This window comes from Streptomyces sp. NPDC001770, from assembly GCF_053596135.1.
In genome coordinates, this window is record NZ_JBSFFN010000067.1 from 1 (window position 1) to 20,890 (window position 20,890).

The window sequence follows — 20,890 nt, forward strand, 5'->3', positions numbered from 1 at the left end:
CGCTGGCCGCGGTGTGGGAGGCGGCGGGTGTGTCGCCGGATGCGGTGGTGGGTCATTCGCAGGGCGAGATCGCGGCGGCTGTGGTGGCGGGGATTTTGTCCCTCGATGATGCGGCGAAGGTGGTGGCTCTGCGGAGTCGGACTCTGACGGCGTTGGCGGGTCGGGGTGGGATGCTCTCGATCGCTGAGCCGGTGGAGGGTGTGCGTGCGCGGATCGCGTCGTACGGCACGAGGTTGTCGGTGGCGGCGGTGAATGGTCCGGCGTCGACGGTGGTGTCCGGTGATGCGGACGCGTTGCGTGAGCTGGCTGATTCGTGTGGGGAGTCGCCGCGTGCGCGGATGATTCCGGTGGACTACGCCTCGCACAGTGCGCACGTGGACGAGCTGAAGGAGGAGATCCTCGCCGTCCTCCACGGCATAGCCCCCGGCGAGGGGCGGATTCCGATGGTCTCCTCCACCACCGGCGCGCAGCTCCGCGGACCCGAACTGGTACCGGACTACTGGTACGACAGCCTGCGCGAGACCGTCGAGTTCGACCGTGCAGTCCACGCCCTCGCCGTATCCGGCCACGGTGTCTACATCGAGGTGTCCCCTCACCCCGTGTTGGCCCCGGCCATCACCGACAGCCTGGAGGCGTACGGCCCGGTGGTGGCCGACACACTGCGCCGTGACGACGGTGGCGCCGGCCGCCTCCTGCTTTCGCTGGCCCAGGCGTACACCCGGGGCGTCCCCGTGGACTGGACGGCCCTGCTGCCGGCCGGAAGCGGGGATGGAAGTGTCGAGCTGCCGACCTACGCCTTCCAGCATCGCCGCTACTGGCCGGTGTTCCCCGAGCGGGCACCCCGGCAGACGGTGGCCGACTGGCGGTATCGCGTCGAGTGGCAGCCCTTCGACGGGCCGTCGGGCGTGGTGCCGTCCGGCACATGGCTGTTGGTGACCGGACGGGCGGAGGCGGAGACGGCCGGTGGAGTGGCCGGCGCGTTGACCGCCTGCGGCGTGGACGTCAGGGTGCTGGAGACCGGGGCCGCGGACCGCGCGACGCTCGGCAACGTTCTGCGTGGCGTGGGCGAGGTCGCCGGCGTGGTGTCCCTCCTCGCGCTGGACGAGAACCCGCTGCCCGGTCGTCCTCGCGTGCCGGCCGGTCTGGCGGCCACCAGCGCGCTCCTGCAGGCCATGCTCGACGCCGGCCCGGTCGTGCCGCTGTGGGTGCTGACCCGCGGTGCCGTGGCCGCGCTGCCGGGCGAGATACCCAGTCTGGCGCAGGCCCAGGTGTGGGCGTGGGGACAGACGGCCGGTCTGGAGCAGGCCAAGCAGTGGGGCGGCCTGGTCGACCTCCCGGCCGAGTTCGACGCGGCGGCCGGGGACCGGTTGGCCGGGCTGCTCGCCGGAGGTCCGCAGGCGCAGGACCAGGTGGCACTCCGCGCCTCGGGACCGCTCGGGCGTCGTTTGGTGCGGGCGCCGCGCCCGACTGCCGGCCCGGCCGGACCGTGGCGGACCGGCGGTACCGCGCTGATCACCGGCGGTACGGGCCTCATCGGTGGCCGGACGGCGCGGTTGATGGCCGAGCGCGGCACCCCGCGTGTGGTGCTGGCCGGACGCTCGGGCCCGGCCGCGGCCGGGGTCCCCGCGCTGGTGGCGGAGCTGGCCACCCGGGGCAGCGCCGTCGAGGTCGTCGCCTGTGACGTCGCCGAACGGCCCGCGGTCGGAGCGTTGCTGGACCGCATCTCGGCCACCGGCCCCGCACTGTCGGCCGTCGTGCACTCCGCGGGAACCGGTCATGGGGCGCCGGTCACGGAACTGACCGACGCCGGGCTGCAGACGGTCTGCGAGGTGAAGGTCGGCGGTGCCCTCCACCTCCACGAGCTGGCGGCGGAGCGCGGACTGGAGCTGGACGCCTTCGTGCTGTTCTCCTCCGGTGCCGCCACCTGGGGCAGTGGGCTGCTGTCCGGGTACGGCGCCGCGAACGCGGCGCTGGACGCCCTGGCCGAGCGGCGGCGCGCGGCCGGACTGGCGGCCACCTCGGTGGCCTGGGGTCTGTGGGGCGGTGGGGGCATGGGCGCGGGGGAGGCCGGTGAGCAGCTGAGCGCGTACGGGCTGCGCACGATGGCTCCCGAACACGGCATCGAAGGACTTGCCCAGGCGCTGGACGACGGCGCGACGCAACTCGTCGTCGCCGACGTCGACTGGGAACGGTTCGTGCCGCTGTACACGCTGCACCGGCCGAGTCCCCTGCTGTCCGCTCTTCCCGACGCCCTGCGGGTCCTGGAGAAGAACGGCGCGTACGACACCGAGGACGGGCTCGCGGACGACGAAGCCACCGGATCACAGCGGTCGGCTGCCGCCGCCCGGCTGTCCGCCCGGCTCGGCGGGGCGCGGTCGACGCGGGAACGCGAGGCGGTCCTGCTCGAGGTGGTCCGGGAGCACGCGGCCGCCGCGCTCGGCCACCCCGACGCGGAAGCCGTCGACCCGGACGCCACCTTCCTGGAACAGGGATTCACCTCGCTGAGCGCCCTGGAGCTGCGCAACCGCCTCGCGGCGGCCACCGGACTGCGGCTGTCCGGCCCCCTGGTCTTCGACCACCCCACCCCCGCCCTGACGGCCTCGTACCTGCGGGAGCGGCTCGCCGGAGACCCGGCGCCACCGGACGGCGGGCCGGAGCGGACCGCACCCCGCTTCGTGCTCACCGCCGCCCCGGAGACCGCCCGGCCGGAGACCGGGACCGGTCCGGAGCGGACTGGGGGCGCCGAAGCGCCCGCCTCCGAAGCGCCCGCCTCCGAGACCCTGGCCGCCCTGTACCTGCGGGCGAACCGCCTAGGCCGGGGGGCCGACGCCGTCCGGATGATCGCCGGGCTGGCCCGGTTCCGGCCGAGCTTCGCCGGCACGGACGAGCTGGAAGGCATCCCGCCCCTGGTCCCACTCACCCGCCGGCACCCCGGCACGGCCGCGCCGACGCTCGTCTGCCTGCCCTCGTTCGGGGCCGGCGACGCACAGGAGTTCGTCCGCCTGGTGCAGGGTCTGCGCAGCCCCCGGCACGTCCTCTCCGCGGTGATCCCCGGCTACACGGCGGGCGAGCCGCTGGCCGCCGACCCGGACGCGCTGCTCGACCTGTGCACCCGTACCCTGCTCGCCGCCCCGGAGACGGCGGCGGAGGCCGGCCCGTTCGTCCTCGTCGGCTACTCCTCCGGCGGACTGGTCGCGCAGGCCCTCGCGGCCCGCCTGGCCGACCTGGGCCGCGGCCCCGCCGCGATGGTGCTGCTGGACAGCTTCGCCCCCCAGTCGGCCGGCGCCCCGGACGAGATCCTCGGCACGCTGCCGGCCGCCGTGCTCCTCGGCAACCCGGGGGGCGTCGACGCGGGAGGCATCGGCGGCGACAGCTGGCTGACCGCGCTCGCCCACTACTACGGCCACGACTGGCGCGACCACGTCCCGTACGACGCGCGACTGCCGACCCTGATGATCCGCCACGGCGGGGAGCCCGGTTCCCCCGAGGGTGCCGACGGCGCCGTCGACCTGCCGTGGGGCTACTCCGGCAACCTCACCTCGGTGACCGTTCCGGGCGACCACTTCACCATGATCGGCTCCCACGCCGGGACGACCGCACAAGCCGTCGAAGCCTGGCTCGACGCGCACGTCGGCGCCACCGCCGGCGCGACCACCACGAGCACCGAGGACAACAACGATGACTGACCGTCAGGAACAGCACCGCCTCGCCGTCGTCGGCGGCGGGGTCATGGGCACCAACATCGCCGCGCTCGCCCTCGGCCACGGCGTCGACGTCACCCTCGTCGACGTCGACGAGCCGACCCTGACCGAGGCCCGGACAGCGATCCGCCGCAAACTTAAGCACGCCCAGCTGCTGGACGCCCTCCCCGCGGGCCGCCCGCACGGCACGCTGGTCACCACCACCGCGCCGGCCGACATCGCCGGCGCGACCGCGGTCGTCGAGGCCGTCGTCGAGGTCACCGAGGTCAAGCGCAAGGTGCTGACCGAGGTCTCCGCACTGGTCTCCCCCGGCACCCTGCTGATATCCAACACCTCGTGCATCCCCGTCGACGAGATGGCGGGGTGGGTCGCGCGCGGGGACGAACTCGTCGGTGTGCACTTCATGAACCCGGCCTACCTGATCACCATGGTCGAGGTGATCCGCGGCCGGGCCACCGGCGACGCCACGATGACCGCGGTCACCTCGCTGCTCACCGCGCTCGGCCGCACGGCCCTGGTCGTCAACGACGCACCGGGCTTCGTCGTCAACCGGCTGCTGCACCCGCTGATCAACCGGGCGGCGATGCTCGTGCAGGAGGGCGTCGCCTCCGCCGAGACGGTGGACGGGCTGCTCGAAGGATGTCTCGGCCACACCACAGGACCGTTGCGCACGGCCGACCTGATCGGCATCGACAACCTCGTCGACTCCCTGCGGGTGTTGCACGACCGCACCGGTGACCCCGAGTGCGACCCCTGCGAGCTGATGCTCCAGAAGGTCAGGGACGGACACCACGGCCGTAAGACCGGCCGGGGCTTCTACTCGTACGGCTGAGCACCGGGCTTCCCGGGCGGCCGGCAACGGACCACGGACCGACCACGGACCGACCACGGACCACGGGCCAAAGATCACGGACCAAGGAAAGGTACGGACACGATGACCACCGCGAACGACGCAGCCGAGGCGACCACGGTCGAGGAGGCGCTGAGCGCCTTTCTCGTCGAACGTACGGGCGCCGAACCCGAGGTCGAACAGGACCTCTTCGCCACGGGCGCGATCTCCTCGATGTTCGCCATGGAGCTGGTGGTGTTCCTCGAGGACGAGTACGACATCGAGATCGTCGGCGCCGAACTGAGCCGGGACAACTTCCGCAGCATCCGCGCCATGGCCGCGATGGTGCAGCGCCTGCGCGGGACCGGGACCCCGTGAACGGCCGCACCACCGGCGCGGACAGCACGGGCTGGGACACGGCCGCGATCGACGCCCTGGTCGGCGACGGGCCGGCCGCCTGGGACGCGGCCGGCCGGATTCCCGTCGAACTGCTGCGCAAGCTCGGCGCGATGGGGGTGCTCTGCGCCGAGGCGCCCGCCCGCTTCGGCGGGCCCGGTCGCACGGCCCAGGAGAGCGGCGAACTCGCTGCCCACGTCGGAGCCCTGTGCAGCTCCCTGCGGAGCGTCATGACGGTCCAGGGAATCGCCGCGGCGGTCGTGGGCCGGTTCGGCGACCGCGAGCAACGCCGACGCTACCTCGGGCAGCTGACCAGTGGCCGGCTCGCCTGCGTGGGCTTCAGCGAGCCGGGCGCGGGATCCGACCTCAGCGGCATGACGACCCGCATCCGCCCGGCCGACGACGGCAGCGGCGACCTGATCGTCTCAGGCGAGAAGATGTGGATCACCGGGGCCGCGTACGCCGACCTCGTCATGGTCGTCGGCCGCTACGGCGACGGTCCGGACGGCGCCGCCGCGATGGTGCCGGCCGACGCCCCCGGAGTCCGTATCGAACCCGTACCGGCCCCGCTGGGCTGCCGCGCCGCCACGCACTGCCGCATCGTGCTCGACGACGTCCGGATCCCGGCCGACGCCTTGCTCGGCGGGGGCCGCCAGCCGCTCGCCCTGCTCTTCACGGTCGGCCTGTCCTACGGCCGGATGTCGGTGGCCTGGGGCTGCGTGGGCATCCTGCGCGCCTGCCTCACGGCCGCGGCCGAGGACGCCCGTACCCGTGAACAGGGCGGCGGTCCGATCGCCGAGCACCAGCTCGTGGCCCGGCACATCGCCGAGCTCTACACCTCGGAGCGGATCGCCACCCAGGTCTGTCGGCACGCCGCCGAGCAGTGGGACCGTGGCGCCCCGGACGCGGCGGTGACCGCGGTACTGGCCAAGCAGGTCGCAGCCACCCACGCGGCGCGCGGCGCCGCGACCGCGGTCCAGGTGCTCGCCTCGCGCGGCTTCACCGACGGCCACGTGGTGGCCCGCGCCTACCGGGACGCCAAAGCGATGGAACTGATCGAAGGCAGTACCGAGATCTCGCAGCTGATCCTCGCCCGGCACGCCCTCGACCGCCACTGAGCCGGGCCACCACGACCCCGCGAACACCACGACCCCGCGAACACCGCAGACCAGCGATCCCGAAGCACTCAGCGATCCAGACGCACCCGAAGCACCCGTCGAACCCCCGCGAACCCGACGACACCGCGAACACGACAACGGTTGGAATCCGAAGGAGCACTCCGTGTCCGACGTACCACCCACCCTCGTCAAGTGCCTGGTCTGGGACTTGGACAACACTCTGTGGCGGGGCACTCTCCTGGAGGACCACGAGGTGGTGCTGCCCGAGGAGATCCGCCGTACCGTCGTCGAGCTCGACGCCCGCGGCATCCTGCAGGCCGTGGCCAGCAAGAACGATCACGACCACGCCTGGCAGCGGCTGGAGGCCCTCGGGATCGCCGAGTACTTCGTCCTGCCGCAGATCGGCTGGCACCCCAAGTCCCGGTCGGTCAAGGAGATAGCCGACCGGCTGAACTTCGCCATGGAGGCCATCGCCTTCATAGACGACCAGCCGGCCGAGCGGGCCGAGGTCGCCCACCACCACCCCGAGGTCCGCTGCTTCGACGCGGCACAGGCCTCGGAGCTCACCACTCTCCCCGAGTTCAGCCCCCCGGTCGTCACCGTCGACGGTGCCCGCCGCCGCAGCATGTACCAGGCGGGCTTCCGGCGGACCGCCGAGCGCGAGGAGTTCACCGGCCCGGACAAGGAGTTCCTCCGTTCGCTGGACCTGGTCATGGAGATCAAACGGGCCGACGACGCCGACCTCTCCCGCGTCGAGGAGCTCACTCTCCGCACCAGTCAGATGAACGCCACCGGCGTCTACTACTCCGACGCCGACCTGAAGTCGCTGATCGCGGACCCGGCGCACGAGGTCCTCACCGTCGCCCTCACCGATCGCTTCGGTCCGCACGGCGCCGTCGGCGTCCTGCTCGTCGGCTACCACCAGCGGGTCTGGCACCTGAAACTGCTGGCCACCTCCTGCCGGGTGGTCTCCTTCGGGGCGGGCGCCGTCCTGCTCGACTGGCTGATCGGCGAGGCGGCCGCGGCCGGCGTCCACCTCGCCGCCGACTTCCGCCGTACCGACCGCAACCGGATGATGGAGATCGCCTACCGGTTCGCCGGCTTCACCGACGAGGCCTGCGACTGCCTCGCCGAGCTGCCCGCCGAGCCCACCGCGGCCTCCGCCGGTTCCACCGGGCCGGGTGATACCGCCGGTCCATCCGGCCCCGCCGGTCCATCCGGCCCCGCCGTGACGGCCGGTGCCGCCGTGACGGCCGGTCCCGCCGTGACGGCCGGTGCCGGGCGTGCCGGCATCGAGTTCCGGCACCTGGTGGCCGACCGCCGGCCGGTCTCCACCACGGTGCGTGTCGAGGCCCCCGCCCTCGGCCCCGCGGACTCCACGGGCGGAGCCCGCCCATGACCTCCGAGCCCTTGGCCGTGATCGGTATGGCCTGCCGCTACCCCGGAGGCATCGACTCGCCCGAGGACCTGTGGCAGGCACTCGTCGAACGCCGCACCGTCGCGGGCCCGTTCCCCACCGACCGCGGCTGGGACCTCGACGCGCTGCGCCGTGACGGGCGCTGCGCCACCGACCGCGGGGGGTTCCTCGACGGCGCGACCCGGTTCGACGCCGCGTTCTTCGACCTCTCCCCGCGCGAGGCCGACGCGATGGACCCGCAGCAGCGGCTCGCCCTCGAGGTGGGCTGGGAAGCGCTGGAACACGCCCGCATCGACCCCGCCGGCCTGAGGGGTTCGCGCACCGGGGTCTTCCTCGGAGCCGAGGCCCGGCCCTACGGCCCCCCGCTGCACGAGGCGCCCGCCGACCTCGCCGGCGTGCTGTTCACCGGCACGGCCCCCAGCGTCATCAGCGGGCGGCTGGCCTACACCCTCGGCCTGGTCGGTCCCGTGCTCACCGTCGACACCTCGGCCTCCAGCTCCCTGGTGGCGTTGCACCTGGCCGTCGAAGGGCTGCGCAGCGGCCGGTGCGAACTGGCGCTGGCCGGCGGGGTGACGGTGATGACGACGCCCGGCTACCACCTCGCGTTCACCGCGCTGGGCGGTCTGGCCCCGGACGGCCGCTGCAAGCCCTTCTCGGCCGACGCGGACGGCGTCTCCTGGTCCGAGGGAGCCGGTGTGCTCGTCGTGGAACGGCTGGAGCGGGCACACCGCCTGGGCCACCCGGTGCTGGCGGTGATCCGCGGTTCGGCCGTCAACTCCGACGGCGCCAGCCACAGCCTCACGGCTCCGAACGGCGAGGCCCAGCGCGAGGTCATCCACGCCGCGCTCGCCGACGCGGAGCTGGCCCCCGCGGACATCGACGCCGTCGAGGCGCACGGTACGGGTACCCGGCTGGGCGACCGTGTCGAGGCGGGTGCCCTGCTGGACGCCTACGGCCGCGACCGGGCGCACGGACGCCCGCTGCTGGTCGGCTCCGTGAAGTCCAACCTCGGCCACACCCTCGCCGCGGCGGGCGTCGCCGGCGTCATCAAGACGGTCCTCGCCCTGCGGCACCGTACGCTCCCCGAGTCGCTGCACATCACGGAGCCCACGCCGGCCGTCCCCTGGGGGGACGGCGAGGTCCGGCTGCTGACCGGGACGACACCCTGGCCCGACACCGAACACCCGCCGCGCGCGTGCGTGTCGGGTTTCGGCATCGGCGGCACCAACGCCCACGTCGTCCTGGAGGCCGCCCCGGCCGAGCCGGCCCCGGCGGCAGCCGTCGCCGCCGACGGCGTCGCGCCACTGGACGGTGCCGCACCCGTCTGGCTGCTCGCCGCCCGTACACCCGACGCCCTGGCAGCACAGGCCGACCGGCTGAGGGCGCATCTGGCGGCCCGTCCGGACCTGTCGGACCAGGAGGTGGCCTGGTCCCTCGCCACGACCCGCGCCGCGCTCGAACACCGCGCCGTGCTGCTCGGCCCCCGGCTGCGGGACGGGCTGACGGCCCTCGCGGCCGGCCTGCCCTCCGCCGCGGTCGTCACCGGCGCCGTCCGCCCCGGCGGGCCGGGGCGGACAGCGTTCGTCTTTCCCGGCCAGGGCGGTCAGTGGGTGGGAATGGGCCGCGGGCTGGCGGAGGTCTCACCCGCCTTCGCGGGGAAGCTGGAAGAGTGCGCACAGGCCCTCGCGCCGTACGTGGACTGGCAGTTGGACGATGTCCTGGCCGGGCGGCACGGCTTCGACGCCGCCGACGTGGTACAGCCGGCGCTGTGGGCGGTGATGGTGTCGCTGGCCGCGGTGTGGGAGGCGGCCGGCGTGACACCGGACGCGGTGGTGGGCCACTCGCAGGGCGAGATCGCAGCCGCGACCGTGGCGGGCATCCTCTCGATGGCGGACGCGGCGAAGGTGGTGGCGCTGCGCAGCCGCGCGCTGAGGGCGCTCGCCGGGCGTGGCGGGATGCTCTCCGTCGCCGAACCGGTGGACACGGTCCGCGCGCGGCTCGCGCCGTTCGGGGAGCGGCTGTCGGTCGCGGCGGTGAACGGCCCCTCGGCCACGGTGGTGTCAGGCGAACCCGGCGCCCTGCGGGAGCTGGCCGACGCGTACGGCGAGACGGTGCGCACCCGGACGATCCCCGTCGACTACGCCTCGCACAGCGCTCACGTGGACGAACTGCGCGAGGAGATCCTCACCGCCCTGAAGGGCATCGAGCCGGGCCCGGCCCGGGTCCCGATGGTCTCCGCACTGACCGGGGAGTGGCTCGCCGGACCGGACGCGGGGCCTGACTACTGGTACGACAGCCTGCGCGGGACCGTCGAATTCGACCGGGCCGTCCGGGTGCTCACCGCCTCCGGCCACGGCGCCTTCGTCGAGGCGTCCCCGCATCCGCTGCTGGTCGGCGGCATCGACGCCGGGCCGGCCGTCGGTACTCTGAGACGTGCGGACGGCGGCTCCGACCGCCTCCTGGCCTCGCTGGCGGAGGCCCACGTCCGGGGAGTACCGGTCGACTGGAGGACGGTCCTGCCCGCGACCGGGCGGTCCGTGGACCTGCCTACGTACCCCTTCCGGCGTACCCACCACTGGCTGGCCGCCGGACAGCCGGTCCCGGCCCGTCCCGACGCCGCCGGACCCGCGCCCGCGGCCCCGGACGCGGGTCAGGCCGCCACTGCCCCGGACGCGGGTCAGGCCGCCACTGCCCCGGGCACCGAACGGGCCGTGCTCGATCTCGTACGCGCCCACGCCTCCGCGGTCCTCGGCCACGACGGGCCCGGGGGCGTGCACCCCACCCGCACGTTCAAGTCACAGGGACTGGGTTCCGTCCTCGCCGTCGAACTGCGCAACCGCCTCGTGTCCGCCACCGGCCTCGCCCTGCCGACGGGCCTGGTGTACGACCACCCGTCACCCGCCGACCTGGCGTCCCACCTGTACGCCGCACTGCACCCCGACCCGCTCCCCGCGGCACTCGACAGCCTCGAAGAGCTGCTCGCCACCGCCCAGGACCCGTCGGCCAGGGCGCGGGCCCTGGCCCGACTGGAGTCGATGCTGGGACGGTCCGGCGACCGGACCGGTGGCGGCGCCGGCCCGGCGCTCCGCGCGGACGCCCTGTCCGACACCACCGACGACGAACTGCTCGCCCTCATCGAGGCCGAGATCGGCCCCGACCGCGATCACTGAACGGAGAACCATGTCCACCCGACCCGACCTCACCGCCGACGACGACCTGTGGCTGCGCCGCTACCGCAAGGCGGAGGCTCCCGCCGCCCGCCTGGTGTGCTTCCCGCACGCGGGAGGCACCGCCCCGTTCTACCGCCCCGTCCCGTTCGCCCTGGCCTCGGCCGATCGCGTCGAGGTCCTCGCCGTCCAGTACCCGGGCCGTCAGGACCGCCGCCGCGAGGAGCCGGTCGCCGACCTGAACGTCCTGGCCGACCGTGTCCACGAGGTGCTGGCCCGGCAGCCCGAGCTGCCCCTGGTGCTGTTCGGCCACAGCATGGGCGCCGTCGTCGCCTTCGAGGTGGCCCGCCGCTTCGAGGCGGCCGGACGGCCCGCCGCCCGCCTGGTCGTGTCCGGCCGCCGCGGCCCGGCGGTCGGGCCGGGACCGGCCGACGGGGTGCACCTGCTCGGCGACGACGCGATCACGGATGAGATCCGCCGCCTGGACGGGTCCTCGTCCATCGTTCTCGACGACCCCGACCTGATGGCCGCCGCGATGCCGGCGCTCCGCGCCGACTACCGTGCCATCGAGACCTACCGGGCGGGCGAGGACGCTGTCGTCACCTGCCCGATCACCTCACTGACCGGCGACCGCGACCCCAAGACCTCGGTCGCCGAGGCTGAGGACTGGCGCGCCCACACCACCGGGGCGTTCGACCTCCACGTCTTCCCCGGCGGGCACTTCTTCCTCGTCGACGAGATGCCCCGGGTCATCGGCCTTCTGGACGGCCACCTGGCCGAAGCCGTCGACGCGTCGAGCCCGGCCGCCGGCGGCCGATGACGCACCGCGAGGGTTCCTCCCGGACGGGACACGTCCGGGAGGAACCCTCGCACCGGATTCCGGCCCGTCAGGCGGTCAGATAGCCGTGCGAGAACCCGGCGGCCACGGCCGCCGCCCGGTCGCTGACGCCGAGCTTGGCGTACAGGTGCAGGAGATGGGTCTTGACCGTCGCCTCGCTGATGAAGAGCTTCCGCGCCGCCTCACGGTTCGTCGTCCCCTGGGCGACCAGTTCGAGGATTTCCAGCTCACGCGCCGAGAGCGGCGCGGGCGCGGGCCGCCGTACCTGGCCCATGAGCCGGGTCGCGATCGTGGGGGAGAGCACGGCCTGTCCCTGCGAGGCCGCCTCCACCGCGCGGAACAGCTCTTCCCGCGGCGCGTCCTTCAGCAGGTAGCCGGTGGCACCGGCCTCGATGGCAGGCACCACGTCGCTGTCCGTGTCGTACGTGGTGAGCACCAGCACCCGCGCCGGCACCCCGCGCTTCGTCAGCTCCTTGATGGCGGTGACCCCGTCGGTCCTCGGCATCCGCAGATCCATGAGGATCACGTCGGGCCGCAGCTTCTCCGCCGCGGCGATCGCTTCCGCGCCGTCACCGGCCTCGCCGAGCACCTCGAAACGGGGATCGGCGGTGAACATGCCCCGCAACCCGTCGCGTACCACCGGATGATCGTCGACGATCAGCAGCGTGATCAATCCGTACCTCCTACGGGGATGGCCGGTACGGCCGCGGAGATCGCGGTCCCGCCACCCGGTTCCGACTCGATGACCAGCCGCCCCGCGAGGCGCTGCACCCGCCGGCGCATGCCGGCGAGGCCGAACCCGCCGTTCGCGGAGCCGTTGCCCCGCTTGGCGTTCGGATCGAAGCCCACGCCGTCGTCCCGCACGTCGAGGGTCACCAGGTCCTCCATGTACGACAGGGTCAGCCCGACCCGGTCGGCCCGCGCGTGCTTGGCGACATTGGCCAGGGCCTCCTGCGCGGTCCGCAGCAGTGTCACCTCGACCTCGGCGTGCATCGGGCGTGCGTCACCGGTCGTGGTCAGCACCGTGTCGACATGGTTGATCTCCGACCAACGCCTTGCCACCTCGCCGATCGCGTCGGGGAGCCGGGCCTCGGCAAGCACCGCCGGTTCCACCGCGTGGACCGTGCGGCGGGCCTCGACGAGGCTCTCGCGGGCCAGGTTCGTCGCGTTCGCCAGATGCCGGCCCAGCGCCCGGGGGTCGTCCAGGGTCTGTTCGGCGGCCTGGAGCTGGGTCAGTATGCCGGCCAGCCCCTGGGCGAGGGTGTCGTGGATCTCCCGGGCCATCCGCTGCCGTTCGTCCAGTACGCCCGCCTCCCGGGCCTGGACCATCAGCTGCGCGTGGAGCCCGGCGTTCTCCGCCAGCGCGGCCTCCAGCTTGACGTTGGTCTCGTGGAGTTCGAGCAGGGCCTGTTTCTGTTTGGCGTTGCGGTGGTCGTCCATCTCGACGAAGTAGAAAAGCGCCCCCGCCAGCACGGCCGAGATCAGACCGACGGCCAGCCACGCCCACCACATGCGGTCGGCGTTGATGCCGGCCACGCCCCCCATGAACGCCGCCGCCGAGACCATCGCGGTGGCGGCGGCACCGACGTAACGCCGACGACCCCTCAGGTACTGGAACGCCTGGGGGTAGCCGACGAAGGCGAAGAGGCCGTACCACGGTGCGACGGCCACCAGACAGGCGGCCAGCAGCATCAGCCCGGTGTAGTACCCGCCCATCAGGCGGCGGTTCTGACGCCGTCGAGAGGGGAGGGCACGGAAGCAGAGCATCCAGAACGCGGCGGCGGCGGAGAGCCCGAGCACCCAGGTGACGTGCATCGGCATCTGCCAGATCAGCTGCAACAGCGTGATCACGGTGCTGATCGCCAGCAGGACATACGGGAGCGCCTTGAACGTCGCGGTCTCCGTGCGCTCCCAGTGATCGAACTCCGCGCGCAGCTCGGCCTCGATGCTCACCCAACTACTCCCAGCGGAAGTATCGCGCGGCCAGGCCGCCGGCCACGATCGTCCACCCCAGCATGGCGGCGAGGTGGATCAGCTGCGGCCAGTGCCCTGCGGTGGTGTCCTGCAATGATTGCACCCCGGCGCCGAGAGGCGTCAAGTCGCTGATCGTCAGCAGGACATCGTTCATCTTCGCACGCGGCAGCCACAGACCGGCGAAGAACACCAGCGGGAAGAACACCAGCGATCCCATCGCGCTCGCGCTCCGCCCGGTCGGCGCGAGCGCGGCGACCAGCAGACCGACCGCGAACATGGCCAGCGCCACCAGCAGGTAGCTGAGCAGATAGGCCGGGAGCTTCCGCGGCAGGTTCACGTCGAACGCCAGCCGGCCGATGGCCAGCATGACCACCATCGTCACCAGGGACAGCACCGTCGCCATCAGCAACTGCGCGCCCAGCATCACGCCCGGCTTGACCGGAGTGGTCCGCATGCGCCGCAGTACGCCCTTCTCCCGGTAGGAGGCGAACAGCTGGGACAGGCCGCTGAGCGCGAACAGGGCGATGCCCATCGAGACGACGATCGGCAGGTACAGGGTGATCGGCCGCACGTTGCCGAGCTCAGGGCTGTTCTCCCGCATGGACGGGATGAGGCCGAGCACGACGAGCAGGACCGGGGCGAACGCGAGCGCGAAGAACACGACGATCGGCTCGCGGAGGAAGAGTTTGGTCTCGGTGGCGGTGAGCCGCAGCAAGGGGGACATGGTGGTACTCCTCAGGATTCGACGGGGCGGCCGGTGAGGGCGACGAACGCGTCCTCCAGCGAGTTCTGCTCGACCCGCAGGTCGAGTGCGGTGATCCGCCGGGCGGCGAGCAGGGTGGTCACCGCGAGCAGCGAGTCGGCGGTGCCGGAGACGACGACCTGGGGACCGGCCCATTCGGCGGAGGTGACCTCCGGCAGCGCGGCCAGTGCGGCCAGCGCGGCCTCGTCCAGCGGCCCGGACGGCCGGAACCGGATCCGCTGCCCCTGGTCGACCCTCGACACCAGACCGGCCGGAGTGTCGATCGCGACGACGCGGCCCGTGTCGATCACGGCCAGCCGGTCACAGAGCCGCTCCGCCTCCTCCATGAAGTGCGTGACCAGCAGGATCGTCACGCCCCGGTCGCGGATGCGCTCGATGAGACCCCACACGTCGCGGCGCGCCTGCGGGTCGAGACCGGTGGTGAGCTCGTCGAGCACCGCGACCCGGGGGGTGCCGAGCAGCGCGAGCGCGATCGACAGCCGCTGCTTCTGCCCGCCGGACAGTCGGCGGAACTGTGTGCCGAGTTTGCCGGTGAGGTTCAGGATCTCGGCCAGCTCCCGCCAGTCCGCCGGCCGGCGGTAGAAGGAGCTGTACAGCTCGAGCGCCTCTCCGACCTTGAGCTTGTCGGGCAGCTCGCTCTCCTGGAGCTGCACGCCGAGCAGCTGTCGCAGCTCGCCGTCGTCGTTCTGCGGGTCGATGTCGCAGACGCTGATCGCCCCGCCGTCAGGGGTGCGCAGCCCCTCGATGCACTCGACGGTCGTGGTCTTGCCGGCCCCGTTGGGCCCCAGGATGCCGAAGATCTCGCCCTGCTCGACGGCGAAGCTGACCCCGTTCAGTACGGAGTGGTCGCCATAGCGCTTGACGAGGTTCTCCACCTCGATGATTGCCATGACAGCAGCGTGTCAGCCGGCACCGGTGCGCCGGATCGACTGGACGGCCACACCTGGTGCGGGACGCGGTGGATGCCCGACATCAACCGATCGGTTGATGGCGGGCGGTGATGCCCCCGGCTCAGCGGCACGGGCGGGCCCCGACGAGAACCGCGTCGTGGTCCGTTGCCCCGCCTGTCACCCCCGTCCGCCGGCAAACACACGACCCCGGTGGGACGTTCAGATCCCGAGCACGTTTTTGATGGTGCGCAGGACACCCTCGTCGGTGTGGGCCGGGGCCGTGTGGCGGGCGCGGCGGAGGATGTCCGGGTGGGCGTTGGCCATGGCGAACGACCAGTCCGCGGTGTCGAGCATCTCCAGGTCGTTGAGGTAGTCCCCGAACACCATGGTCTGCTCCGGTCCGATGCCCAGGCGCTGCTGGAGGCGGCGCACGGCCGCGCCCTTGTCGGCGGTGCGGTTCATGACGTCGATCCAGAGCTCGCCCGAGACGACCACCTGATGGGTGCCGGAGAACGCCTCCAGAGCGCGGGCGGAGCCGTTCTCGGCCCCGCCGAAGTCGAGGACGGCGACCTTGATGATCTCGTCGTCGACCGCGGTCGCGTCGTCCACGACGCGGTGCGCCCGGTAGTACGTGGCGACCTCGGCGAGGAACGCCTCGTCGCGGCGCTCGATGTACGCCGAGCGCTTCCCGCAGACCACCACGCCGACGTCCCGGCCCTCCGCGGCCAGCTGCCGGACGCAGGTGACCAGCCGCGCGGAGACCGCCGGGTCGATCGGGTCGGACGACAGCTCGACACCGTCGCGTACGACGAGGGCACCGTTCTCGGCGATGTAGACCATGCCCTCGTCCGCGCCCTCGAACAGGTGGGCCAGTGTGGCGTACTGGCGGCCGCTGGCCGGGCTGAAGACGATGCCGCGCCGGCCCAGTTCTTCCAGCAGGGGCCACAGGCCCACCGGTACGTTGCCGTCGGCGTCCAGCAGGGTGCCGTCCATGTCCGTGACGATGAGCCGGATGTCGGGGACGGCGGGCGGACGCGTGTCGTGGCGGGTGCTCATGGTGATCCTGGGGTTCGACGGGCGGGGCGTCCGCACGGTAACCCGCACGCCCTCCGGCGGCCGTGGCGGGGGCCGGGTACGCCTCGGGCGGTGCCCGGCGGATCGGTCGGGGGCGAAACCGCCCTCCGCCCGAACCACCTGACACCGCCGGCCCGACGAGGACCGCCGGGCAGGGCCTACGCGGTCTGCCCGGTCCCCGAGCCGCTCACCGAGGCGGCCTTGATGCCCTTGGTGATGGTGTCCAGCACGGAGAGCTTGGGCGCCTGGGCGTTGATGTCGAACCCGGACCGGACGACGACCATCAGGTCCTTGCTGTTGGGGGAGGGGAAGGCGAGCGATTCGACGTACCCGTCGTCGCCCTTCTTCGTGACCACCTTCCAGCGCACCAGGTAGCCCTTCTGGCCCGCCACGGTGACGGCCTCGGACTTGAGCTGCTGGTGGGAGGTGATGCCCTCGTAGAGGTCCGCTCCGTAGGACTCCTCGGCATTGACCGAGATGTCCTTCTTCGCGGCCGCCTCGGCGGTCTTCTCCGTGTTCTTCAGAGCGGCCGCAGGGGCCGAGAACACCCCTCCGCGCACGCACTGCTGGTCGGCGTCGCCGGGGCAGGCGTACTCGCCGGTCGTCAGGTTCGCACCGACCGTGCCGGACTCGCCGGTCCAGCCGTCCGGCACCGGCAGGCTGATGCCGCTGGCGATGTCGGTCGCGTAGCCGTCCTCGGTCGGGATCTGCGGCGATTGGGGCGCCTGGTCCTGGCCGCCGCTGCCGTCGCCGTTCTGGCCGCTGCCGCCGTCACCGCCGCTGCCGCCGTTCTGGCCACCGCCGTAGCCGCCGCCGCTCTCGCCGCTGCCGCCCGGCGCGCCCTCGCGGCCGTTGCCGCCGGACGGCGGGCCGTCCGACCGCGCGACCGACGAGGCGGACTGCTTTCCGTCGCCGTGCCCCAGCGCGTACGCGCCACCGCCGACGGCGGCGAGAACCACCACGCCGACGGTGATGCCGACGCCGACGCGGATACGGCGGCTACGGACGGCTGCGGGTGCCACGCGGAGCTGGTCGGTCCACTGGGTGCCGTCCCACCAGCGCTCCTGCGCGGGGCCTATTCCTGAATACCCGGGGTCTGGATGCCAGCCGGGCGGGCTCGTCTGGTTCACACGCGTACCGTATGCGGACTGAGTGAGAATCACATGAAATGGCTGGTGTTCTTTCTCTCAGCACCAGCCGGAGCATGCCGCGAAACCGCCGCCCGCTCAGCCCAGCAGGGCCGCCGTGGTGACCGTGACCGGCGCCGCGAGCACCGTCGAGAGCAGGATCGACTCCCGGGCCAGCCGCACGCCCGTCCCGTAGTGCGAGGCGTACGTGAAGAGGTTCTGGGCGGCAGGAAGACCGCTGGTCACCACCACCGCGAACAAGGGTGCGCCCTCGAGGCCGAACACCCCGGCGGCGAGCGCCCAGGCGGTGAGCGGCTGGGCGAAACTCTTCAGCGCCACCGAGAGCAGCACCGGTCCCCGCTCCGTGCCGCGACCGGGCAGCTCGCTGCCGCGCAGCGAGATGCCGAAGGCGAGCAGCACACCCGGCACCGCGATGCCGGCGATCAGCGTCACCGGTTCCATTACGGGCCCGGGGACGTGCCATCCCAGGACGCTGACCAGGACCCCGGCGAGCGAGGCCAGGACGATCGGGTTGCGGAACGGTGTGGTCAGCAGCCGGACCAGGGAGTCCCGTTCGCCGGGGCGCGAGGTCTCGATGACGGTGAGGGCCACGGGGGAGACGACCAGCTGCTGGAAGAGCAGGATCGGCGCGATGAGGGTGGCGTCCCCCAGTACGTACACGGCGATGGGGATGCCGAGGTTTCCGGCGTTGACGTAACAGGAACAGAGGGCGCCTATCGTCGTACGGCCCACGCTCCAGCCGCGTACGGCCCCGACGGCGACGAAGACGCCCGCCACCACCAGGGTGGAGAGCGCGGTCACCAGCAGGGGCAGCGACACCATGACCGACAGGTCGGCCCTGGTCATCGTGGTGAACAGCAGGGCGGGCGAGGCCACGTGGAAGGAGAGCCGGGTGAGTACGGGCTGCCCGTGCTCACCCAGCAGGCCCGACCGGCCGATCAGATAGCCGACGGCGATGATGCTCGCGATGACACCGAAACCCTCCAGCACGCCGGTCATCGGCGGCCGGCGGCGGGACGGAGGGGAGCGGGGCGGAGAGCGGCGCGGGCCGGCGGTTTTCGGTGCTGCATACACGCAACGTTATGGAGCGTGGGGCCTTCCGCACAAGGCGTCACCGATCACCTCCGCTCTTTGGTCCGACCACAGGACGTGTGTGACATAGTCGGGCCGAGTGATCCCGGGCCCGGGCGGCGACGGCCGTTCCCGGCGCGGACGCGGACCGCCGGTGCGACCGGCCCGAGCAGGGAGTGACGGATGCCCGTCGAATGGGAGCCCGTACGGCAGTCCCGTACCCACGAACTCGTCCTGCGGAGCATCGAGGAGCGGGTGTTCGCCGGGGAACTCAAGGCGGGCGACCGCCTGCCGCCGGAGCGCGAGCTCGCCCCGGTGCTCGGCGTCAGCCGGTCCGCCCTGCGCGAGGCGCTGCGGGTCCTGGAGACCATCGGCGTCCTGGTGGCCCAGCCCGGCCGGGGGCCCGACTCCGGGGCGCGGATCGTGCGCAACCCGGACGACGCGCTCGGACGGCTGCTCCGGCTGCACTTCGCGCTGGGCAGCTACAGCCTGGAGGACGTCATGGAGGCGCGGGTCGTCCTGGAGCGGTCCGGCTTCGAGGCCGCCGTCACCCACGCCCGCGACGAGGACCTCGACGAGGCCGAGTCCCTGGTCGCGGGGATGGCGGCGCCGGGCGTCGGCGTCACCGCCTTCAACGACCTGGACACCCGCTTCCACGTGCGGATCGCCCGCTGCTCGGGCAACGCGCTGACCTCCACCCTCACCTCCGCCGTGCGCGAATCCGTACGGCCGCTGATCCTGCGGGCGCTGGAGGAGGCCGAGGACTGGCCGGCCACCGCCGCCGCGCTCAACGCCGAACACACCGAACTGCTGCGGCTGGTACGCGCCGGACGGGGCGGGGAGGCGGCCGACCTGGCCGAGCGCCACATCCGCAGCCTGCACGGCACGCTCGTCGACGACAAGGAAGCCGACAGGGGATAAAGGTCCCAACGGAACCCTCTGCCGGTCCGGCTGCCGGCTTGGATGCTCGTTGGGCTCGTGGGGAAACGGGAGTCGCGTCAGTGGGGCGTCCCGGATGGCTCCGCCGCGGGAAGCCGCAGGGCATGATCAACGGCCCCCGGGTGGCTTGCGCATGTCCGGGGGCCGATGAGGGAGATGGACGCGAGGTCAGGCCACGACGCTCATGCCTTCGCGGAGCTTGCGCAGGATGCGGTTCAGCAGGCGGGAGACGTGCATCTGGGAGATGCCGAGTTCCGCGCCGATCTGGGCCTGCGTCATCTCGGCACCGAAGCGCATCCGGACGATGAGGCGCTCGCGTTCGTCGAGTCGCTCCAGGTGCGGGGCCAGGTCGTGGAGGTTCTCGAAGGTCTCCATCGCCGTGTCCCAGTCGCCGAGCACCTCGGCGTAGCCGCGCTGCTGGCGCCCGTCGTCGCCGTCGGAGGAGGGTACGTCGAGCGAGCCGGCCGAGTACCCGTTGGCGGCCACGAGTCCTTCGACGACCTCCTCCTCGCTCAGGTCGAGGTGGGCGGCGAGCTCCTTGACCGTCGGGTCCCGGTCGAGCCTGACGGAGAGCGTCTCCTTGGCCTTGGCGAGCTCGACCCGCAGCTCCTGCAGGCGCCGGGGGACGTGGACGGACCAGGTGGTGTCGCGGAAGAACCGCTTGATCTCGCCCACGATGTACGGGATCGCGAAGGTGGTGAACTCGACTTCGCGTGACAGGTCGAAGCGGTCGATGGCCTTGATCAGGCCGATCGTGCCGACCTGGATGATGTCCTCGGTGTCGTCTCCGGCACGGTTGCGGAAGCGCTGCGCGGCGTAGTGGACGAGGGAGAGGTTCATCTCGATGAGCGTGTTGCGCGCGTACTGGTAGGTCTGGGTGCCTTCCTCCAGCGTCCGGAGACGGTCGAAGAACACCTTCGACAGGGACCGCGCGTCCTGGGGAGCGATCTTCCCGGCGTTTTCGACCCACGGCAGATCCTCCACCGCGGACCGTGTGCCCACACCGGTCATGCCGCACGGCTCCGTGAGCACGTTGCTCTCCGCGGCGGTTCGCGCCGACACAGCCGTCATGGTGTCATCCTCCTTCTCGTGCACTCCTACGCGCGGTCCTTTGCCCCGCCGCCCGGAGGCCATTCCTGCTTCTCTCGAAAGAATCTCTGAGGTGTCGCCATCGATCCGGCCGGCGATGGATCGAAGAGGCCGTGTGTCACAGCCTGCGCGCGCAGCGCCGCCGCGATCGCACCGCATTGTCGGCCCCGCACCTCCCACCCCTCGGGTTCACACGCGCACCCAGCCAATCCGCCGGCCCTGCGACGGCCCGGCCGCGGTGCCCCTGACCAGCAAGGCCGTGGAGAACCGGGGCGCGGCCTGGGCAGGTTCGGGGCCCGCTTTCACGCGGCTGCCCGCAGCGGTCATCCGGTGCCTGCCGGGCCGGCGACGGGGTGGGTGCGCTGGTGTTCGGCGTTGATGCGTTGTGCTTCTTCGAGCTGGTCTTCGAGGATGATGATGCGGCAGGCGGCGTCGATGGGGGTGCCCTGGTCGACGAGTTCGCGGGCGCGGGCGGC

15 protein-coding genes and 2 pseudogenes are annotated in these 20,890 nt (G+C 72.6%); 8 read left to right on the top strand and 9 right to left on the bottom strand.

The annotated features are described in order from the left end of the window. Positions 1 to 11 precede the first annotated feature (11 nt). The 7 genes and pseudogenes from ACWCSV_RS33390 (at position 12) to ACWCSV_RS33420 (ending at position 11,448) form a co-directional block, all read left to right on the top strand. Complete coding sequence (locus tag ACWCSV_RS33390; protein ID WP_451148829.1) at positions 12 to 3,686, top strand: type I polyketide synthase; 3,675 nt, start codon at positions 12 to 14, stop codon at positions 3,684 to 3,686. Further along, positions 3,679 to 4,533 carry a 3-hydroxyacyl-CoA dehydrogenase family protein gene (locus ACWCSV_RS33395; RefSeq protein WP_451148803.1) on the top strand — a complete coding sequence of 285 codons (855 nt, stop codon included), beginning with the start codon at positions 3,679 to 3,681 and terminating at the stop codon, positions 4,531 to 4,533. Before ACWCSV_RS33390 ends, ACWCSV_RS33395 begins: the two co-directional genes overlap by 8 nt. A gap of 102 nt (positions 4,534 to 4,635) precedes the next feature. Beyond that, the gene (locus tag ACWCSV_RS33400; RefSeq protein ID WP_451148805.1) at positions 4,636 to 4,908 is read left to right on the top strand and encodes an acyl carrier protein; all 273 of its coding nucleotides are present in this window, start codon (positions 4,636 to 4,638) and stop codon (positions 4,906 to 4,908) included. Beyond that, positions 4,905 to 6,044 (top strand): acyl-CoA dehydrogenase family protein, encoded by a 1,140-nt coding sequence (locus tag ACWCSV_RS33405; protein WP_451148807.1) that lies wholly within the window; start codon positions 4,905 to 4,907, stop codon positions 6,042 to 6,044. The genes ACWCSV_RS33400 and ACWCSV_RS33405 overlap by 4 nt, the downstream gene beginning before the upstream one ends. 163 nt (positions 6,045 to 6,207) lie before the next feature. Continuing rightward, positions 6,208 to 7,443 (top strand): HAD-IIIC family phosphatase, encoded by a 1,236-nt coding sequence (locus ACWCSV_RS33410; protein ID WP_451148809.1) that lies wholly within the window; start codon positions 6,208 to 6,210, stop codon positions 7,441 to 7,443. A gap of 5 nt (positions 7,444 to 7,448) precedes the next feature. Further along, a pseudogene (locus ACWCSV_RS33415) lies at positions 7,449 to 10,631 on the top strand (type I polyketide synthase); the annotation flags it as partial. Between the two features lie 10 nt (positions 10,632 to 10,641). Next, the gene (locus ACWCSV_RS33420; RefSeq protein ID WP_451148811.1) at positions 10,642 to 11,448 is read left to right on the top strand and encodes a thioesterase II family protein; all 807 of its coding nucleotides are present in this window, start codon (positions 10,642 to 10,644) and stop codon (positions 11,446 to 11,448) included. 67 nt (positions 11,449 to 11,515) lie between these two features. Here the strand turns inward: ACWCSV_RS33420 and ACWCSV_RS33425 are convergent, their stop codons facing one another. From ACWCSV_RS33425 to ACWCSV_RS33455, 7 genes are all read right to left on the bottom strand, one after another. Then, entirely contained in the window at positions 11,516 to 12,139 is a 624-nt protein-coding gene (locus ACWCSV_RS33425; protein WP_451148813.1) for a response regulator, read from the bottom strand. Then, positions 12,136 to 13,419, bottom strand: coding sequence for a sensor histidine kinase (locus ACWCSV_RS33430; protein ID WP_451148815.1), 1,284 nt, complete (start codon positions 13,417 to 13,419; stop codon positions 12,136 to 12,138). Before ACWCSV_RS33430 ends, ACWCSV_RS33425 begins: the two co-directional genes overlap by 4 nt. A gap of 4 nt (positions 13,420 to 13,423) precedes the next feature. Then, entirely contained in the window at positions 13,424 to 14,164 is a 741-nt protein-coding gene (locus tag ACWCSV_RS33435; protein ID WP_451148817.1) for an ABC transporter permease, read from the bottom strand. Between the two features lie 11 nt (positions 14,165 to 14,175). Then, on the bottom strand, positions 14,176 to 15,093 hold the full coding sequence (locus ACWCSV_RS33440; protein ID WP_451148819.1) for an ABC transporter ATP-binding protein: 918 nt from the start codon (positions 15,091 to 15,093) through the stop codon (positions 14,176 to 14,178). 219 nt (positions 15,094 to 15,312) lie between these two features. Continuing rightward, positions 15,313 to 16,149 (bottom strand): Cof-type HAD-IIB family hydrolase, encoded by an 837-nt coding sequence (locus tag ACWCSV_RS33445; RefSeq protein WP_451148821.1) that lies wholly within the window; start codon positions 16,147 to 16,149, stop codon positions 15,313 to 15,315. Positions 16,150 to 16,325: 176 nt separating this feature from the next. Further along, positions 16,326 to 17,297: a DUF2510 domain-containing protein gene (locus ACWCSV_RS33450; protein ID WP_451148823.1), complete on the bottom strand. Its 972-nt coding sequence runs from the start codon at positions 17,295 to 17,297 to the stop codon at positions 16,326 to 16,328. A gap of 96 nt (positions 17,298 to 17,393) precedes the next feature. Further along, on the bottom strand, positions 17,394 to 18,314 hold the full coding sequence (locus ACWCSV_RS33455) for an AEC family transporter (protein WP_451148825.1): 921 nt from the start codon (positions 18,312 to 18,314) through the stop codon (positions 17,394 to 17,396). Between the two features lie 255 nt (positions 18,315 to 18,569). On the opposite strand from ACWCSV_RS33455, the gene ACWCSV_RS33460 reads away from it, so the two are divergent. Further along, complete coding sequence (locus ACWCSV_RS33460; protein WP_451148827.1) at positions 18,570 to 19,307, top strand: FadR/GntR family transcriptional regulator; 738 nt, start codon at positions 18,570 to 18,572, stop codon at positions 19,305 to 19,307. A 186-nt stretch (positions 19,308 to 19,493) separates the two neighbouring features. On the opposite strand, the gene ACWCSV_RS33465 is transcribed toward ACWCSV_RS33460, so the two are convergent. Both ACWCSV_RS33465 and ACWCSV_RS33470 read right to left on the bottom strand, forming a co-directional pair. After that, positions 19,494 to 20,336 (bottom strand): RNA polymerase sigma factor SigF, encoded by an 843-nt coding sequence (locus tag ACWCSV_RS33465; RefSeq protein WP_451148831.1) that lies wholly within the window; start codon positions 20,334 to 20,336, stop codon positions 19,494 to 19,496. Positions 20,337 to 20,737: 401 nt separating this feature from the next. Next, positions 20,738 to 20,890 (bottom strand): annotated as a pseudogene (locus ACWCSV_RS33470) (MerR family transcriptional regulator); the annotation flags it as partial.

Excerpts from the sequence above, each read along its gene's own strand:
- ACWCSV_RS33420 (WP_451148811.1), top strand. The coding sequence starts at position 10,642 with ATGTCCACCCGACCCGACCTCACCGCCGACGACGACCTGTGGCTGCGC.
- ACWCSV_RS33445 (WP_451148821.1), bottom strand. The coding sequence starts at position 16,149 with ATGAGCACCCGCCACGACACGCGTCCGCCCGCCGTCCCCGACATCCGG.
- ACWCSV_RS33465 (WP_451148831.1), bottom strand. The coding sequence starts at position 20,336 with ATGACCGGTGTGGGCACACGGTCCGCGGTGGAGGATCTGCCGTGGGTC.
- ACWCSV_RS33435 (WP_451148817.1), bottom strand. The coding sequence starts at position 14,164 with ATGTCCCCCTTGCTGCGGCTCACCGCCACCGAGACCAAACTCTTCCTC.
- ACWCSV_RS33455 (WP_451148825.1), bottom strand. The coding sequence starts at position 18,314 with ATGACCGGCGTGCTGGAGGGTTTCGGTGTCATCGCGAGCATCATCGCC.
- ACWCSV_RS33395 (WP_451148803.1), top strand. The coding sequence starts at position 3,679 with ATGACTGACCGTCAGGAACAGCACCGCCTCGCCGTCGTCGGCGGCGGG.
- ACWCSV_RS33400 (WP_451148805.1), top strand. The coding sequence starts at position 4,636 with ATGACCACCGCGAACGACGCAGCCGAGGCGACCACGGTCGAGGAGGCG.
- ACWCSV_RS33460 (WP_451148827.1), top strand. The coding sequence starts at position 18,570 with ATGCCCGTCGAATGGGAGCCCGTACGGCAGTCCCGTACCCACGAACTC.
- ACWCSV_RS33440 (WP_451148819.1), bottom strand. The coding sequence starts at position 15,093 with ATGGCAATCATCGAGGTGGAGAACCTCGTCAAGCGCTATGGCGACCAC.